This window comes from Acinetobacter sp. T_3_1 (genome assembly GCF_025377055.1).
Taxonomy (GTDB): domain Bacteria; phylum Pseudomonadota; class Gammaproteobacteria; order Pseudomonadales; family Moraxellaceae; genus Acinetobacter; species Acinetobacter kookii.
Window position 1 is genome coordinate 1 of the sequence record NZ_JACHVD010000030.1, and the last position, 15370, is coordinate 15370.

The 15370-nt window shown below is 44.0% G+C and carries 12 protein-coding genes and 1 pseudogene; 4 read left to right on the forward strand and 9 right to left on the reverse strand.

The window, feature by feature from the left end:
• A pseudogene (locus H4I94_RS15480) lies at positions 1-191 on the forward strand (IS4 family transposase); the annotation flags it as partial.
• Positions 192-265: 74 nt separating this feature from the next.
• Complete coding sequence (locus tag H4I94_RS15485; RefSeq protein ID WP_261183663.1) at positions 266-712, forward strand: DUF2314 domain-containing protein; 447 nt, start codon at positions 266-268, stop codon at positions 710-712.
• Positions 713-959: 247 nt separating this feature from the next.
• On the opposite strand, the gene polA is transcribed toward H4I94_RS15485, so the two are convergent.
• Complete coding sequence (polA, locus tag H4I94_RS15490) at positions 960-3725, reverse strand: DNA polymerase I (RefSeq protein WP_261183664.1); 2766 nt, start codon at positions 3723-3725, stop codon at positions 960-962.
• Between the two features lie 163 nt (positions 3726-3888).
• Here polA and H4I94_RS15495 point away from each other — a divergent pair, with 163 nt between their 5' ends.
• The gene (locus H4I94_RS15495) at positions 3889-6603 is read left to right on the forward strand and encodes a DUF2339 domain-containing protein (RefSeq protein ID WP_261183665.1); all 2715 of its coding nucleotides are present in this window, start codon (positions 3889-3891) and stop codon (positions 6601-6603) included.
• A gap of 164 nt (positions 6604-6767) precedes the next feature.
• Here H4I94_RS15495 and H4I94_RS15500 read toward each other — a convergent pair whose 3' ends face one another.
• Positions 6768-7694, reverse strand: a complete 927-nt coding sequence (locus H4I94_RS15500) for a mechanosensitive ion channel family protein (RefSeq protein ID WP_092820895.1) — start codon at positions 7692-7694, stop codon at positions 6768-6770.
• An 8-nt stretch (positions 7695-7702) separates the two neighbouring features.
• A complete protein-coding gene (locus tag H4I94_RS15505) occupies positions 7703-8533 on the reverse strand; it encodes a hypothetical protein (RefSeq protein WP_261183666.1) in 831 nt (276 codons plus the stop codon).
• Between the two features lie 93 nt (positions 8534-8626).
• Between H4I94_RS15505 and gspE the strand changes: the two genes are divergently transcribed.
• The gene (gene gspE, locus H4I94_RS15510) at positions 8627-10114 is read left to right on the forward strand and encodes a type II secretion system ATPase GspE (RefSeq protein ID WP_261183667.1); all 1488 of its coding nucleotides are present in this window, start codon (positions 8627-8629) and stop codon (positions 10112-10114) included.
• A gap of 114 nt (positions 10115-10228) precedes the next feature.
• Here gspE and H4I94_RS15515 read toward each other — a convergent pair whose 3' ends face one another.
• The 6 genes from H4I94_RS15515 to H4I94_RS15540 form a co-directional block, all read right to left on the reverse strand.
• The gene (locus H4I94_RS15515; protein WP_261183668.1) at positions 10229-10867 is read right to left on the reverse strand and encodes a hypothetical protein; all 639 of its coding nucleotides are present in this window, start codon (positions 10865-10867) and stop codon (positions 10229-10231) included.
• A gap of 113 nt (positions 10868-10980) precedes the next feature.
• Positions 10981-11406 (reverse strand): organic hydroperoxide resistance protein, encoded by a 426-nt coding sequence (locus H4I94_RS15520; protein WP_131274986.1) that lies wholly within the window; start codon positions 11404-11406, stop codon positions 10981-10983.
• A 122-nt stretch (positions 11407-11528) separates the two neighbouring features.
• The gene (locus tag H4I94_RS15525) at positions 11529-12353 is read right to left on the reverse strand and encodes a carbon-nitrogen hydrolase family protein (RefSeq protein ID WP_261183669.1); all 825 of its coding nucleotides are present in this window, start codon (positions 12351-12353) and stop codon (positions 11529-11531) included.
• Positions 12354-12377: 24 nt separating this feature from the next.
• The gene (gene gigB, locus H4I94_RS15530; RefSeq protein ID WP_261183670.1) at positions 12378-12896 is read right to left on the reverse strand and encodes an anti-anti-sigma factor GigB; all 519 of its coding nucleotides are present in this window, start codon (positions 12894-12896) and stop codon (positions 12378-12380) included.
• A 113-nt stretch (positions 12897-13009) separates the two neighbouring features.
• Positions 13010-13978 (reverse strand): RsbU family protein phosphatase GigA, encoded by a 969-nt coding sequence (gene gigA, locus H4I94_RS15535; RefSeq protein WP_131274980.1) that lies wholly within the window; start codon positions 13976-13978, stop codon positions 13010-13012.
• Between the two features lie 97 nt (positions 13979-14075).
• Positions 14076-15044: a VacJ family lipoprotein gene (locus tag H4I94_RS15540; RefSeq protein ID WP_261183671.1), complete on the reverse strand. Its 969-nt coding sequence runs from the start codon at positions 15042-15044 to the stop codon at positions 14076-14078.
• Between the last annotated feature and the right edge of the window lie 326 nt (positions 15045-15370).

Consider the following 15370-nt stretch of genomic DNA (forward strand, 5'->3'; position numbering starts at 1 on the left):
TCTGGATTGCGATGATCGCCTATTTATTGGTGAGTTTCGCTCAACATTTAGGGAAAACAGGTTGGACAGTTCAACGTTTACTCAGAATAATTCAAGTGAATTTGTTTGAAAGAAGAACTTTAAAAGCTTTATTTTCACCCGATAAAATACCCATAAAACAAGAGGAAGCTCAAATGAGCTTCCTCTTGTGAAAAATTGTGGGACAGCAATGCTCGATGGAGTCCTTTTTTTTGAATTAAATATTTTTAAATCAGGATATTGTTAAATGAGTAGTGAGCTTGAACCAAAATTTATACTTATAGATAATGAGGCAGATGCATATGTGGCAACAATAGAAACTGCAAGAAAATCACTGCATATTTTTAAAGAAAATTTAAAAAAAATATCTGAAGGTGATTTTGCCTGCGTTAAATTTTATATTCCGGTTAGCTTAGATTCTGAAGATGGTGCGAATATATGGCTGATGACTCCATTTTTTGAAGATAATTTCTGTTTTGCCCGCCCTTTTGAATTACCAGAAGAATTTAAATGGATTCAGATTGGACAGTGGTTGAAGTTCAGTGAGTCTGATCTTTTAGATTGGTATGTTTTAAAGCAGAATGGGGAGATGATAGGTGGTTATTCATTACGTCATCAGCGCGCACAGCTTTCTGCAGAACAGCAGATAGAATTTGATCAGCGTGTTGGTGTAACTAAGTTTATTGATTTTTAATAAGTTTTATTTAGAAATTGGAAGTTATAATCGATTGAATTAAAAAAATTTCATCATTTATATTCAATACTTATGATAACTGGAGAAATTCTTTGAGTTTATTAAAGAATTTCTCCCTTGTGCATTGAAAGTACATTTTGAGGAGACTCATCTCCTAATAGAATAGAAAATGAATCTCCCCTAACCCTGAGTGAGATTTAAGCATTGCTTTAAATCGATGCGCAAGAAAAGAGGGGAAATTTGTTGATTAGTGCGCCTCGTCCCAATTCATGCCTTTGCCGACTTCGACAATCAGCGGTACGGAAAGCTGGATCACCGATTGCATCACTTCTGCCAGTTTCGGTGCTAGTGCATCGGCAATATCGGCATCGACTTCAAATACCAATTCATCGTGTACCTGTAACAGCATTTTTGCCTGATCTTTGGGCAGCATTTTATCCACTTCCACCATCGCCATTTTAATGATATCGGCTGCACTACCTTGTAGCGGGGCATTGATGGCCGCACGTTCAGCTGCTTTGCGCACCATCATGTTACGCGCATCAATATCCGGCGTATATAAACGGCGACCTGAAATAGTTTCTACAAAACCTTGTTCCAAAGCAACCTGACGCGTACGTTGCATATATTCATAAATGCCTGGATAACGATGGAAATATTGCTTGATATAGTTTTGCGATTCTTCACGGGTAAAGCCAAGCTGACGAATCAGACCAAATTCGGACATGCCATATAACAGACCAAAGTTAACGGCTTTGGCCTGGCGACGCTGGTCATTGGTGACATCTTCCAGCGCAATGCCCAGAACTTCGGCAGCAGTACGGCGGTGTACATCCTGACCATGCTTAAAGGCATCCACTAGGGCTTCGTCCTGGGAAAGATGCGCCATTAAACGCAGTTCAATCTGTGAATAATCGGCTGCCAGCAAGACCCGGCCTTCAGGGGCAATAAAGGCCTTACGGATTTGGCGACCAATTTCTTCACGAACCGGAATGTTTTGCAGGTTCGGATCGGTAGAGGATAAACGACCTGTGGCGGTGAGCGCCTGATGATAACTGGTGTGCACACGACCGCTGTCATTGTTGGCCTGTTTTTGCAAGCCATCGGTGTAGGTGCTTTTCAGTTTGGACAGACCACGGTATTGCAAAATCAAATCGGTAATCGGATGGTCGATTTTTTCCAGAATGCTTTCGCTGGTGCTGTATTGACCGGTCGAGGTTTTCTTGCCGCCTTTGAGTCCGAGTTTATCAAACAGGATTTCACCGACCTGTTTCGGCGAGCTGACATTGAACGGCTGACCAGCCAGTTCGATAATCTGGTTTTCCAGATTTTGGATGGTATTGGAAAAATCCACGCTCAATTGGTCTAAAAACTTCAGGTCCAGTTCAATGCCGTTCTCTTCCATGATGGTGAGCACACGCGCTACCGGCATTTCAATATTGTGCAAAATATTGTTCAGCTCAGGAATCGCCTGCAATTTTTTCGAGAGGACTTCGTATAGACGATAGGTGACGTGTGCATCTTCCGCCGCATAATGTGCCGCGGTTTCAATCTCGATCTGGTTAAAGGTTTTCTGTTTAGCGCCTTTACCGGCAATCTGTTCAAAGGTGGTGGTCAAATGGCTTAAATACACGCGCGCCACATCATCCATGCCATGACGGGTCGCCACAGAATTTAGAACATAGGATGCCAGCATGGTATCAAAATACCAGCCTTGCAGTTCAATGCCGTGATTCTGCAAAATATGGGCATCATATTTTAAATGATGGCCAATTTTCTCAATCGTAGGATCTTCCAAAATCGGCTTGATTTGCGCCAGGAGGGTTTCCCGATTCAGCTGTTCAGGCGCACCTTCATAGTCATGAGTCAGCGGAATGTAATAGGCATCGTTGGCATCAAAAGCCAGTGAAAAGCCAACCATTTCTGCAATACGGTAATCCAGGCTGGTGGTTTCGGTATCGAAGGCAAAGCGTTTGCTGCTGCTTAAACGCTGGAAAAGCGGGTCCCAGTCCGCTTGAGTTAAAATGGTGTGATAAGTGGCTTTGCCCAGTTGATCATCTGCACTGGTCAGTTCAGCCTCATCTTCAGTATTGATGACAGCTGGGGCATTGATCTCTGTTGCAATACTTTTGGCTGCCTGTTTATAGACGGAATTGTTGGGATTATTCGGATGGTCAAGAGACTGCAACTGGTTACGGAACTCAAGTTCGGTATAGAGCCGGCGCAGTTCTTCCACATTCGGATCACCGAGTTTCAGGTCTTCATAACAAAGCCCCATATCCAGGTCGCAAACGATACTGGCCAACTGATGATCCAGGGTAATGCCTTCGACATTGTCTTTAATGCTTTGACCGACTTTGCCTTTAATTTTATCGACATTTTCCAGAATGCCGCCAATCGAGCCGTATTCGGTCAACAGTTTGGCCGCAGTTTTCGCGCCGACACCCGGTACGCCACGGATGCCATCTGAGGTGTCACCCATCAAGGTCAAATAGTCGACAATCTGGTTGGGCCATACCCCGAACTTTTCAAAGACAGCATTCACATCCATCGGCTTGTCTTTAAAGCTGTCTTCCAGGGTCACTTTATCGGTGACCAGCTGTGCCATGTCTTTATCGCCGGTCGAGATTAGCACCTGATAACCTTTGGCTTCTGCGCGTTTAGCCAGGGTGCCGATCACGTCATCTGCTTCGGCGCCAGGAAGGGTGTGTAAAGGAATGCCCAAAGCACGAATCAGGTTATGAAGATAGGGAATCTGCTGAGACAGTTCATCCGGCATGCTTGGACGGTCACCCTTGTAAATGGGCGAAAGCTGATGACGGAACGTCGGTTCAGGCGTATCAAAAATCACCGCCATATGCGTCGGCTGGATACGGCGCATCAATTTTTGAATTGCAGAAATGGCACCACGAATTGCATTGGTCTGTAAACCAGTCGAAGTGGTTAGTGGTGGCAGTGCATGGTATGCACGAAATAAAAAATATGAGCCATCGACCAAAACAAATGGTGGCATTGAAAGATTCCTAATTCAAATATCGGCCTTATTGTACGTGATTTTGCACATGAACATCGACACATCATTCAAGATGCGTGTTACCGAATATCTGATGAATGCTTAAAAATCAAAGTCACAGCTGTTGTATCATCGAATCAATCAGGATTGAGATAAAGAAAAAATGGGGAAAGGACAGAGCGAAATCCGGATGATTTGGCTGATGGTATTGATTATTGTCGGGGTGGGGGCCTGGTTTTTGGATGTACGCATCTTCACCTATTTGTGTGGCTTGGCCTTTGTCATGAGCGTGATGCAATATGTCGATGCGATTTATTCCCCGGCAGCACAAATTGCTGCAGAAACAAATCTTTCAGTTCAGGAAAGCTCTAAAGTTCCTTTATATCTTTGTTCAATTATTGCCATTGTCGGCGGCATTCTTGATTGGGAATTTGCAATTGCTGTCGGGATCACAGGCTGGGTTTTTTTCTTTTTAAGATGGTTACGCCGTTTAGAAGGGGTATTGAACCAGATTCAAACGCGATTGCAGCACAATCAAACGCTGGTTTCTTCGGTTGTCGAAAATCCACAGTCTCAGCCTCATGAAACTCAGCCTGCATCATCATCGGAATTGATTGAACAGTTTAAGCAGTGGATTTTTCAAGGTAATCCGGTTTTAAAAGTCGCCATCTTGGTACTGGTGATTGGCATTATTCTGTTACTGCGTTTTGCCACCGAACATTGGCAACTCAGTCTGGCCGTGAAGCTGGCAATTGTTGCCGGGGTGAGTGGAGCAGTGACCGGACTCGGTTACTGGATGCAGAGTAAAAACCGCAGTTTCGCCCTGGCCTTGGAAGGTCTGGGTCTAGCAGCCTTGTTTTTGACGCTTTTCTTTGCCTATTACAATGCGGTGATTCCGACACTCTCCATCGCTGGATTATGTTTTGCCCTCATCATGGGCGTGACCCTGATTCTCAGCTTAAAACAGCAATCCATTGAACTGGCGCTGATGGCGATGATCATTGCCTATATTGCACCGTTTACCTTGCCGGTCCGCAACGCGACCGCGATTGAACTGATTGCTTATTATGTGGTGATCAATCTGGCTGTTGCGGTTTTAAGTACCTTACGCCCCTGGAAAATGCTGAATCAAATCGCGTTCTTGATGACGGTCATCGTTGGCGGTGGCTATGCCTTTTATCAGGGCAAAGAATTCGAGAAAAATACCCTAACCTTCTTGGTGGCAGTGCATACGGCAATCTTTGTCTGGCTGAGTTTTCGTTTTAGCCAGCTGATTGCCAAAGAAGATATTGCTCAGTTCAAGCTCAAACCGGTATTGGATATTGCCCTGATTTTTGGTGCACCTCTGGTCGGTTATATTTTTATTTATTTAATGCATTTTGAAGAAACCCTGTGGCAAGCCGGAGCGAGTCTGGCTTTTGCCGCCGTGTACGCAGGCCTGTATCAACTTTCAAAACGTCATCAGGCGGTGTTGCTGATTTCTCAAAGCTATTTCAGTTTAATGCTGATTTTTCTGGCATTAATTCCACCGATTCTGTTGCACAAACAATGGAGCGTAATCGGCTGGGCTGTGGAAGGGCTGATCATTTTTATTTATGCCTTGTATCGCCAGTCGGATATCAGTCGCTATCTGGCCATGGGGCTGATGATTGTTGCCGGCTTATCCAGTTTGTATTATCTGGTGGAATTGAATGAGTTTCCCAATGCAATGTATTGGGGCTTATGCCTGAGCTATTTTGCCGTGGTTGTGGTGGCAAATAGCCGAGAGTCCTTTAGGCAGCAACTGGGCAGCTCCACGATAGCCTTCCACTGTTTGCAGATGCTGTCAGCCACCACCATGTTGATTGTGCTGTTACTGGATGAAATTGAGCATTTCAGCCAGCTGGTGATGAGCCTGTTGATTGTGAGCGGTTTCTATCTGCTGATCAATGAAGCCATGTTGCGGTGCAAAGCCACTTGGACCTGGCTGTTTCCCAAATGGCTGGGTCTGATTCCGGTCTTTGTATTTGCCCTGATTATTGTGATTGATCAAAGTCAGCAGGGCATTATTGTTTGGCCAACGCTGTTTGATCGCCTGGGTTTTGCACTTTCCGGATTGATGCTGACGGCATTGTGGCTTCGTCCACTACTAGGTGTGCGGACTGAAAAAGAATGGGTCAGTTTTGGCACCCTGACCAGTCTGGCTATGACCAGTTTAACCCTCCTTCCGGGTATGCCTTATATCAGTGTGGTGATCTTGCCCTTGCTTTTTTGTGCCTGGTGTTATTGGCAGCTGGATAATCTGGACTGGAAAATGTTCTGGCAAGCCCGCAGTAGTTTGGTGCTGATGGGGAGCTGGATTATCTGCTCGCAACTCTTTAGCCAACAAGCCTTTCAGGGCTATATCCTGCCAATTATCAATCCTTTTGATCTGGTCAGTATTGCCATGCTGGCAGGTTTTATCTGGATGTTGTCCTTGCAGGTTAAATCGGGACTGGATAAAGGCATTGTCGCGGTGCTGATGGTGCTGAGTTTGCTCTGGCTTAGTAGTTATATTGTACTGCGTGCATTGCATGTTTATTTAAACACGCCGTTTAATGAACTGGCGGTGTGGGGAAATGCAACCGTTCAACTGAGCCTGACTTTGTTATGGGTCAGTTTGGCCTTTATGACCATGAGTCTGGCCAGCCGAAAACAGTTGCGTTCAGTCTGGATTTTGGGCGGCAGTATTCTGGTGATTGTAACCTTGAAACTGGTGCTGTTCGACCTGTCGCATATCGGCACCTTAACCCGGGTGATTTCATTCCTGGGTGCAGGCTTTGTGATGCTGATGATTGCGTATATTGCACCGATTCCTGAAGGGGAAAATACGAATCCCTCATCCCGACCTTCTCCCTGAGCCATATATGGCGCAAGAGAAGGAGAGGTAACTTCTTTTCTTTAGATGCAAATAAATAAAATCTCCCTAAATCCCTCTTTGAAAAAGAGGGACTTTCCTCCCTGAGCAAATTTAAAGCGCCGCTTTAAATGAAGTGTAAGAAAGGGAGGTTAGGAGGGATTTTATTATTTCAACCCCGCCTCACGCTTCACTTCTTTGGCATTGGCATACGGGTCAATATCTTCATCACTTAAAGGCTGGGCAGGTGCTGGCCGGTCGACAAAGCCCATTTTCGGTACCGGAATTTCAATTTGATTGGCCAGAAAACCGTTACGGATGCGTTCCTGCATTTCATCGCGAACTTTCAGGAAGTTTTCACGGTTACACCAGATGGCAAATAACAGCTCAATCGAGGACTCACGGAAAGCGGTTACGGTTACTGCCGGTTTTGGATCCGCTAAAACCAGCGGGTATTTATTGGCAACATCCAGCAATACCTCACGGACTTTAATGATGTCTTCATGAAAGTTAATCGCTAAAGTGATGGGAATCCGCCGAATCGGAAATTTGGACAGGTTGTAGACGGGGGCACGAATCAGCTGTTCATTCGGTACGCGTACATAGACATTGTCCTGAGTCAGCAGTTTCACTGAAAGCAGGTCAATCGAAATCACTTCACCTTCAATGGTATGACCACGAATCAGGGTCATTTGTACCGTGTCACCGATTTCAAAAGAACCTTCCCCGATCAGGAACAAACCGCTGATGAGGTTAGACGCAGACGTTTGCGAAGCAAAACCCAGCGCTACGGTTAAAATGCCCGCTGCACCTAAAAACACGCTCAGTTTAAAACCGGCTTCTTTCAGGCTGGCCATCACAAAAATCAGGAAGATGAAATAAAAAATCCCGCGTCGCCAAACCAGACTTTGGTGGGCATTAAAGCGTGAGCCAACAGTGCGGATAAAGGTATTGGAGACAAAACGTGCAATTAAAAAACCAATAAAACACAGGACGATGGCAACGATAATTTCGGTCAGGCGTTCTGTGTTGATATTGGTAAAAATACTTTTGAAGCTGCTGGTAATTTCTTTAGGAATATTTGAATCGGCCATATTACCCCCTAGAAAAATGAATCAAACATATTAAACAAGGCACTTGCCGGTTCACGTGGCGGATGGACATAGATCACTTCACCCGCATGAGGAGGGGTACGGTTTTCAATACGGATGCGTGGCGGTCTATCCAAGCCTTCATGCAAAACTTTAATTTGTGACGTCCATAGGCGACCGGTACTTTCACTATAGAACAGGGGGAGTGCAGAGACCGGCACATTCATCCGGTCAAAGCGTAACTGTTGATGGCTGGTATTATGAAATTCAATGGGAGTTACCGCGCGAAAAGCACGTGGCTTGAGCTGATGCAGTTCAGTACGGCCATCCACTGCTGTGGCATAGCAAATTTCGCCATGACGATGATTGGGTCCAAACCAGGTGTCTTTGGGCAGAATCACCGGAATGTCAAACAGCGGATCTTTTTGCCCTTCGACAAAACCGGCAATCCATAAAGGGGTGCTGATATACAGCGTACCGCGCTGGCCAGCCGGAATATAAATCGGATCGACCGGTTTAATCACCACCGAGCGATCAGCCAGACGCGGCATCAGCTGTAATTTATTTTGGGTAGACTTGAACATATAACGTTCAACTTTGAGTGGTTGCGGAAAAGCAAAATTCGGATCTTCAATCGCATGCCACTTCTGTTCATAGTCATACTGCACCTGTGGACGATGATATTCCAGGCGCCATTCCTGCAAACCACGGGTCAGACGAAATAACAGTGAACCAAACTGCCAGGCTTTAGGCTGGTTCAATTCGAAGTTTTGTTCGCCCCACCATTTGATTAAATTGGGCTGCTCTGCATCTACCAGTTCATCGTTTTTAGACAACGGCATATTTCCTTTATAGCTTAATCATTAAAAACAGACTTCACGCTGTCTTATGCTTAGAGTACACTCAAATCAATTTATTCATCATTATAAACTTTGATGCAAGTACTTAAACAATTACAAATACCATATAGTTTTGCCAAGCGACATGGCGTATTGCTGCGCTACGAGGGTAATCAGGCTTTTATTGTGCGCCGTGAAAATACGCCGCTGCTGGCGATACAGGAGGCACGTCGCTATTTGGGGTATCCTGCACAGCACCAGTTGTGTTCTGAGCAGGAGTTTCACCAGTTGCTCAGTTCCAGTTTTGCGGGTGATACCGGTGAGTCGCAACAAGTGGCAGCCGGTCTGGAAGATCATCCGGATTTACTCAGTTTGGCAGATTCGGTGCCCGAAGCTGAAGACCTGATGGATCAGGAAGATGATGCTCCAATTGTCAGGCTGATCAATGCCTTACTGTCTGAAGCCATCCGCGTGGGTGCATCGGATATTCATATTGAATCCTTTGAGAAAAAACTGTCGGTACGCTTGCGTGTCGATGGACAGCTGCGTGAAATCGTGCAGCCACGCCGTGAACTAGCCCCTCTATTGGTCTCGCGAATTAAAGTCATGGCCAAACTGGATATTGCTGAAAAGCGTATTCCGCAAGATGGCCGTATCTCTTTAAGACTGGCGGGGCGTGAAGTGGATGTGCGTGTTTCGACCTTGCCGTCGTCGCATGGCGAGCGTGTGGTAATGCGTTTGCTGGACAAACAAGCTGGACGTCTGAATATGACCCATCTGGGCTTGATGCAGCCGGATTATGAACGTTTGACCCATCTGGTACATCGTCCACATGGCATTATCTTGGTGACCGGGCCAACGGGTTCGGGGAAAACCACGACTTTATATGCAGCCTTATCTGACCTGAATGATGGCTCAAAAAATATTTTAACGGCTGAAGATCCAATTGAGTATCAACTGGAAGGTATTGGACAAACGCAGGTCAACAGCAAAGTAGACATGACCTTTGCCCGCGCTTTAAAAGCCATGCTACGTCAGGATCCGGATGTGGTGATGGTCGGTGAGATTCGTGATCTGGAAACGGCCGAAATTGCCGTGCAGGCATCCTTAACCGGTCACTTGGTGCTTTCTACCCTGCATACCAATACGGCAATTGGTGCAGTCACCCGGTTAAAAGATATGGGGATTGAACCGTTCTTGTTGGCCAGTTCTTTAATTGGCGTGATCGCTCAGCGTTTGGTGCGTACCTTATGCCCGCGCTGTGCAACCTGGCATGAGGCGGATGCTTTTGAAAGCGAAATTTTTAAGCATTTACAAACAGACAATGCATTAAAATTACCGCAACCGAAAGGTTGTGATCACTGCTCGCATACCGGTTTTATGGGGCGGACTGCCATTTATGAAATTGTCCCTGTAGATGAACCGATGCGCCGTCTGATTCATGGCAATGCTGCCGAATATGAACTGGAAGCCTATGCACGTAAACAGTCCGGCTCAATCCGCGATGATGGCTTACGCAAAGTGCTGGCAGGGAAGACCACTTTAGAAGAAGTGCTGCGTGTGACCAATGAAGCCGCGGAGTGATTAGAAGGACTCTTCCTCGGCTTTGCTTTTTCCTCATTATTCATAAGAAAATTTACAACTGAGCTAAGTATGAATAAGGTTTAGGAGTGAATTCATATTTTAAAATATGCAAAGTCAGGAGATTTCTTTGTGCTGAAATTTGGCACCTATAAAGAATCCAAGTTCTAATGCTCTGTATTCGGTAATTTCATAACCAACATTTTGTTTCATTAACTCAAAAAATGCTTCAAAGGCTTTTTCATTTTTTAGCTTTTCGATAAGCTTTAAATACTCAATATAAACTTTTGGTTTTTCGAGTTTGTATTTATGTGGCTCTGAATTGTTTAGAAATCTAAAAACACGACTATCCCATATGGCATATTGCTCTGGGTTGATGAAATGCAATAGTTTTGATGTGCCGACCAAAGAATTATTAAAGGCTGTTTTTAAAGTGGTAAGTTGTTTCTCATCGATGAGCTCACCATTTTTTACATCATTCAATAGGGTGATGATTTCCTTTGAGTTTTGAAGATTTATTGTTTTGAGGGTCGTTGGCATCCAAGAATAAGTAAAGCTTATCCCAATAATCAAATTTTCCAGGTTTATAGATTTTAAATTTTTGAAGTAACTTAAAAAATAAGGATAAGAAAGGAGATAGCTTTCTTCAGTTGATTTAAAATTATGTGCAATATTGGTGAGCTGTATAAGAATGTCGTGATTTGATTTTCTAAGTGATTTCATTTTTAGATATGATTTAGACGTTGTTTGAGTCAATAAAAAGTTACATAGAGTGTACTAGAAGATCTCGGTCTTAAGGTCAATTTAGAATATTTTTAAAAATTAAACCTACTCAAAAGGGGGGCCTGCTTTTAAGTAGGTTTCGAAAATCAGACAATCACATTTCGGATTACATTAATATTGTTACGTGTTGCATTGGAATAAGGACAAACAATGTGCGCGGCATCCACCAGTTTTTGTGCTTCGGCCTGATCCATACCTTCTAAATGAATATTCAATGTCACTTCGATACCGAAACCTGTTGGAATAGGACCAATGCCGACTTCACCTTCAATATAGGCATCTTTGCTGATATTGAATTTATCCCGGTTGGCGACAAATTTCATGGCACCTAAAAAACATGCTGAATAACCTGCGGCAAAAAGTTGTTCGGGATTGGTGCCGCCGCCCGGTCCGCCCATTTCTTTGGGCACGGCTAACTGGACATCCAGAATTCCGTCCGATGAGGTTGCACGTCCGTCACGCCCACCTGTAGCTTTCGCTTTTGCTGTATAGACTGCTTTTTCTAATGCCATTTTTTCATCCCTACATTTTTGTTGAAGCTGTTATGGTGTGGGATTTTGAATAAAGAATAAGCAGTGATTTTGTAATTTTATGGGAAGTCCAGAGATGAAAATTCGGTTTTAAGGCAGGCAAATTAGAAGCTGATAATTTTACGATGCTGAATTAAAGGCATTGACTCACGGATTTGGGTTTGTTCAGCTAAATCAAACGGCACGGTAATTAAACTTGCGCCTTCACTATGAACGATATCTAAAATTTGGCCCCGGCTATTGCTGGCAGCTGCATGTCCCCAAGTCTGACGTTTTTTACCGTGCCAGCCTTGTTGAGCTGCACCTAAAACCTGACACTGGCTATCCAGCGCGCGTGACTGAAGCAATAACTGCCAATGCATCTGGCCAGTCGTATAGGTAAATGCAGCAGGTGCAGTAAGTATATTTGCACCTTGATGACGTAAAGTTAAAGCCAGTTCAGGAAAACGCAAGTCATAGCACACCATCAGACCAATATGGCCAAATGGGGTTTGGGCAACGACCACCTCGGTACCTGGCTCAAAGAATCGAGATTCCTGATATCCACCAACAGCATCACCCACTTGTACATCAAACAGGTGAATCTTGTCATAACGTGCTTCAGTACCTTCAGGGCTGATGCATAAACTGACGGTGCGTACACGGCCATCGGTAATGATGGAACCATCCGGGCGGAATGGGCAGGGAAGTGTCCCTGCCACAATCCAGATTTCATATTGATGTGCCAGTTTTTCCAGACGCTGCTGTAGGTTTTCGAACTGCGCTGCGGTCTCGCGTTGTTTTCCTGCGGCAAAACAGACAAAGTTTTCCGGGAAAACAATCAGCTCGGCTCCCTCTGCTTTACTTTGTTGTATCAATGACTCGATCACGATGAAATTTGCTTCAATATCATCTTGGGAATTCATTTGTACAACAGAGAGTAAAGTCATGGTGTGAGCTCTAAATCATCATTTTTATACGTTTTGTTGAGAGACCTGTTCTAGGCTCTCTTGTTCTTTTTGTAATTGTTTCACCAAAGGCTCAAACATGTTCTGGTTACTTTCATTTAACTTCATCAAGGTTTTATGCGCATCTAGAACAGTGGTTAACATGGCATTATGGGTAATGTGCTCTTCAATTAACTCGCGGGTACAAACTTTCGGGTCACCGCAGTAATTTAAAATCACAAAAACCTGTCCCAGACCCATGCTGTTGGCCAAGGTGGTAATATCCGGATTGGTAGATAACATGACGGCCTGAATCTGATGGGTTTGCTTCAGCTTTAAACCCAGCTTGGCAAGGACACCCAAAACCGTACTGTCAATAAATGTAGTTTGGGTTAAATCTACGATTGCCCCAACGACATTTGATTGCTGTTCAAGTTTACTAAGAAGTTTGTCTAGACTGATACAAGATTGAGCACGCACTTCGCCAATAAGCTTAAAAATATGCGTTCCATTCAAGCTTGCATATTCAACATGACCTGTTGACATATAAATGCCATTTGCAGAGAAGGATATTAAAATTATCACATAGGGCCACTATAGACTCAAGTAGCCAACAGTCGTATATTGCTTAGTTGAAAGTTAACGTATTGATTATGTGATTAATTCATTCGGCGTAAACTTAAGATGGCAATATCGTCTGCCACATGTTCCGGGGCCTGGAATGATTGATTTTGCAAATGAAAGACTAATTTTTCAAATTGTTCATTCAGTCCGCCATCAAATGGTTCAAGTGCACCATCTGAACAAATAATAAACCGGGCATGACGATTCAGTACGCATTCAAACTCTTCAACTTCCAGGTCTTCAGTGAGTCCCAAAGGGAAACTGCTGGTATTTAAAATTTTAGGCGGCTGATTGGGTTCAAAGATAATGGCGGGAGGATAATGCCCGGCACTTGACCAACGCAGTTGATGCGTTTCCAGGTTTAAAATTCCGGCAATCATGGTGATGTGTTTTTCAATATTTTCTTGCACCAGCATGCCATTGAGTTTTTTGACCAATTCACGTGGTGTTTTAGAGCGCCCGTGAAAAGCCGCCATCCAGGAGGTGAGTAGACTGCTGGTCACGCCATGTCCGGAAACATCCGCCAGATAGAACATGATCTCTTTATCGCTGATTTTCCAGTAATCATACCAGTCGCCAGACAGATAGGCAGAAGGTTGAAACAGGGTTTCAACCTTATAGTTCATCAATTCTATAGGGTTTGGGAGTAAACGTTTTTGTAATTCTGCGGCTGAAGGGAGGTCGCGACTATCCTGATTGCGCTTGTACTGAGCATCAATTTTCAGTAAGGAATCTTCCGGGTCACGTGGCAGCTTGTTCCAGATCCAGCCTGCTAAAGCCCCAAGCTCCCAGGCTTGGGCTAAAGCTGTGCCTTCATTTTCAAAAGCCAGCACAATCGTGGGAAGTGACCACTGATGGATAAGATAGTCCTGTACATCAGCAATTGCCAGGATGGTTGGGTCATACAAATCAATATCGTCTATGTGAATCATTTGCACACCGGGAAGTGCGCTGAGTACCTGATCTAAATAAGGAATATTGCGAGTCGGTTGAATGAAATACATAAAGAAATTGTATGATCCTTAAATTGATAACATCGAGAGCTGTACTATAACAATCTAATGATCAGCAAAGGAAGATGCTGTGCTGATCATATTACTATTAAATAAATGCGACTTGTGTGGTGTTTGCATAATCTTCAGAGGTTGCATCACTGGATTGATCAGTATTGTCCTGTTGATCCTGATCCTGATCCTGAGAGCTGTCTTGGTCATCTTCAATGAACAGGGTTTCAGGTTCCAGTCCTTTTTTTTCGGCAATTGAAAAGTTTTTACGCTGTAAATAAATATCGCGAATTGCAGAATATTTATCACCTTGTAACACATCTTCAATATCTAAAAGTTGCGAACGCGCATCAATACCGCGTAGCACTTGCTCACTCCAGTACAGTCCTTCACGATCTTCTAAAAGATACTTTTGGGGACGGGCCTGGCCATCGACAACCAGCCCCACAGTATCACGGAAGGTACTTGGGCCAAACACAGGCAACACCAGATAAGGACCGGAAGGAATACCGTAATAACCCAGTGTCGTGCCAAAGTTTTCTTCTTCGGCAGATAAACCGATACGACGAGCAGGATCAGCAAAGCCCAAGGTGGTGAGGGTATTAATGGTAAAGCGTCCTAAAGATTCTGCGGCACGCAGCGGACGACCTTGAATCAGCTGGTTTACCACATTCCATGGTTCGCCTAAATTTTTACGAAACTGGCGATAAGAGCCACGCACTTCAGTCGGTACTTTTTCCTTATATTGAATGGCGAGAGGGCGGGCAACATTGCGATCTAATACCTCATTAAAAGCAAAGATCTGTCTGTTTAAAGGTTGTAATGGATCTTTCTGGTTTTCAGGTTGAGTTGCGTTGGCGTCTACTCTTAAGTCTTTAGCTTTAATATTTTTTAACTCTTTGAGTGCATCAAGACGGGAGGTTTGAGCTGTCTGAGTTTGTGATGTAGCAGAGTCTAGATCTGATGTAGTTTGAGATTCAGCCGACGGAACTAAATCTTGTGCAAATACAGGAGAAATTAACCCTAAAGATAAAAAGCTAGCCCAAATATAATGAAAGTGACGCATAAAAAATCCTAGAGCTCTATGAAGCCGGTACTTAAAGCTAAAAATACGTAATAAAATATATTAACAGGTCTCTGCATAGGCTTATTAAAACAAATTTGATCAAAATATGTAGGAAAAAAAGATAAAATGATTAAAAAATATCCTGATGATGTGAAAAGTTAAAAAAGGGTGTTGCATTGAGGGTGAAATGCTGTAGAATGCACATCCATCGGCGGTGATGAAGATTAAAACTTCTGATAAAACAGCAACTTAGTTAAAATTGATTGAGTTGGGTTTTAGAGAGAAAGTTTAAAATAATTTGAATTACTGATTGACACTGGGAATAT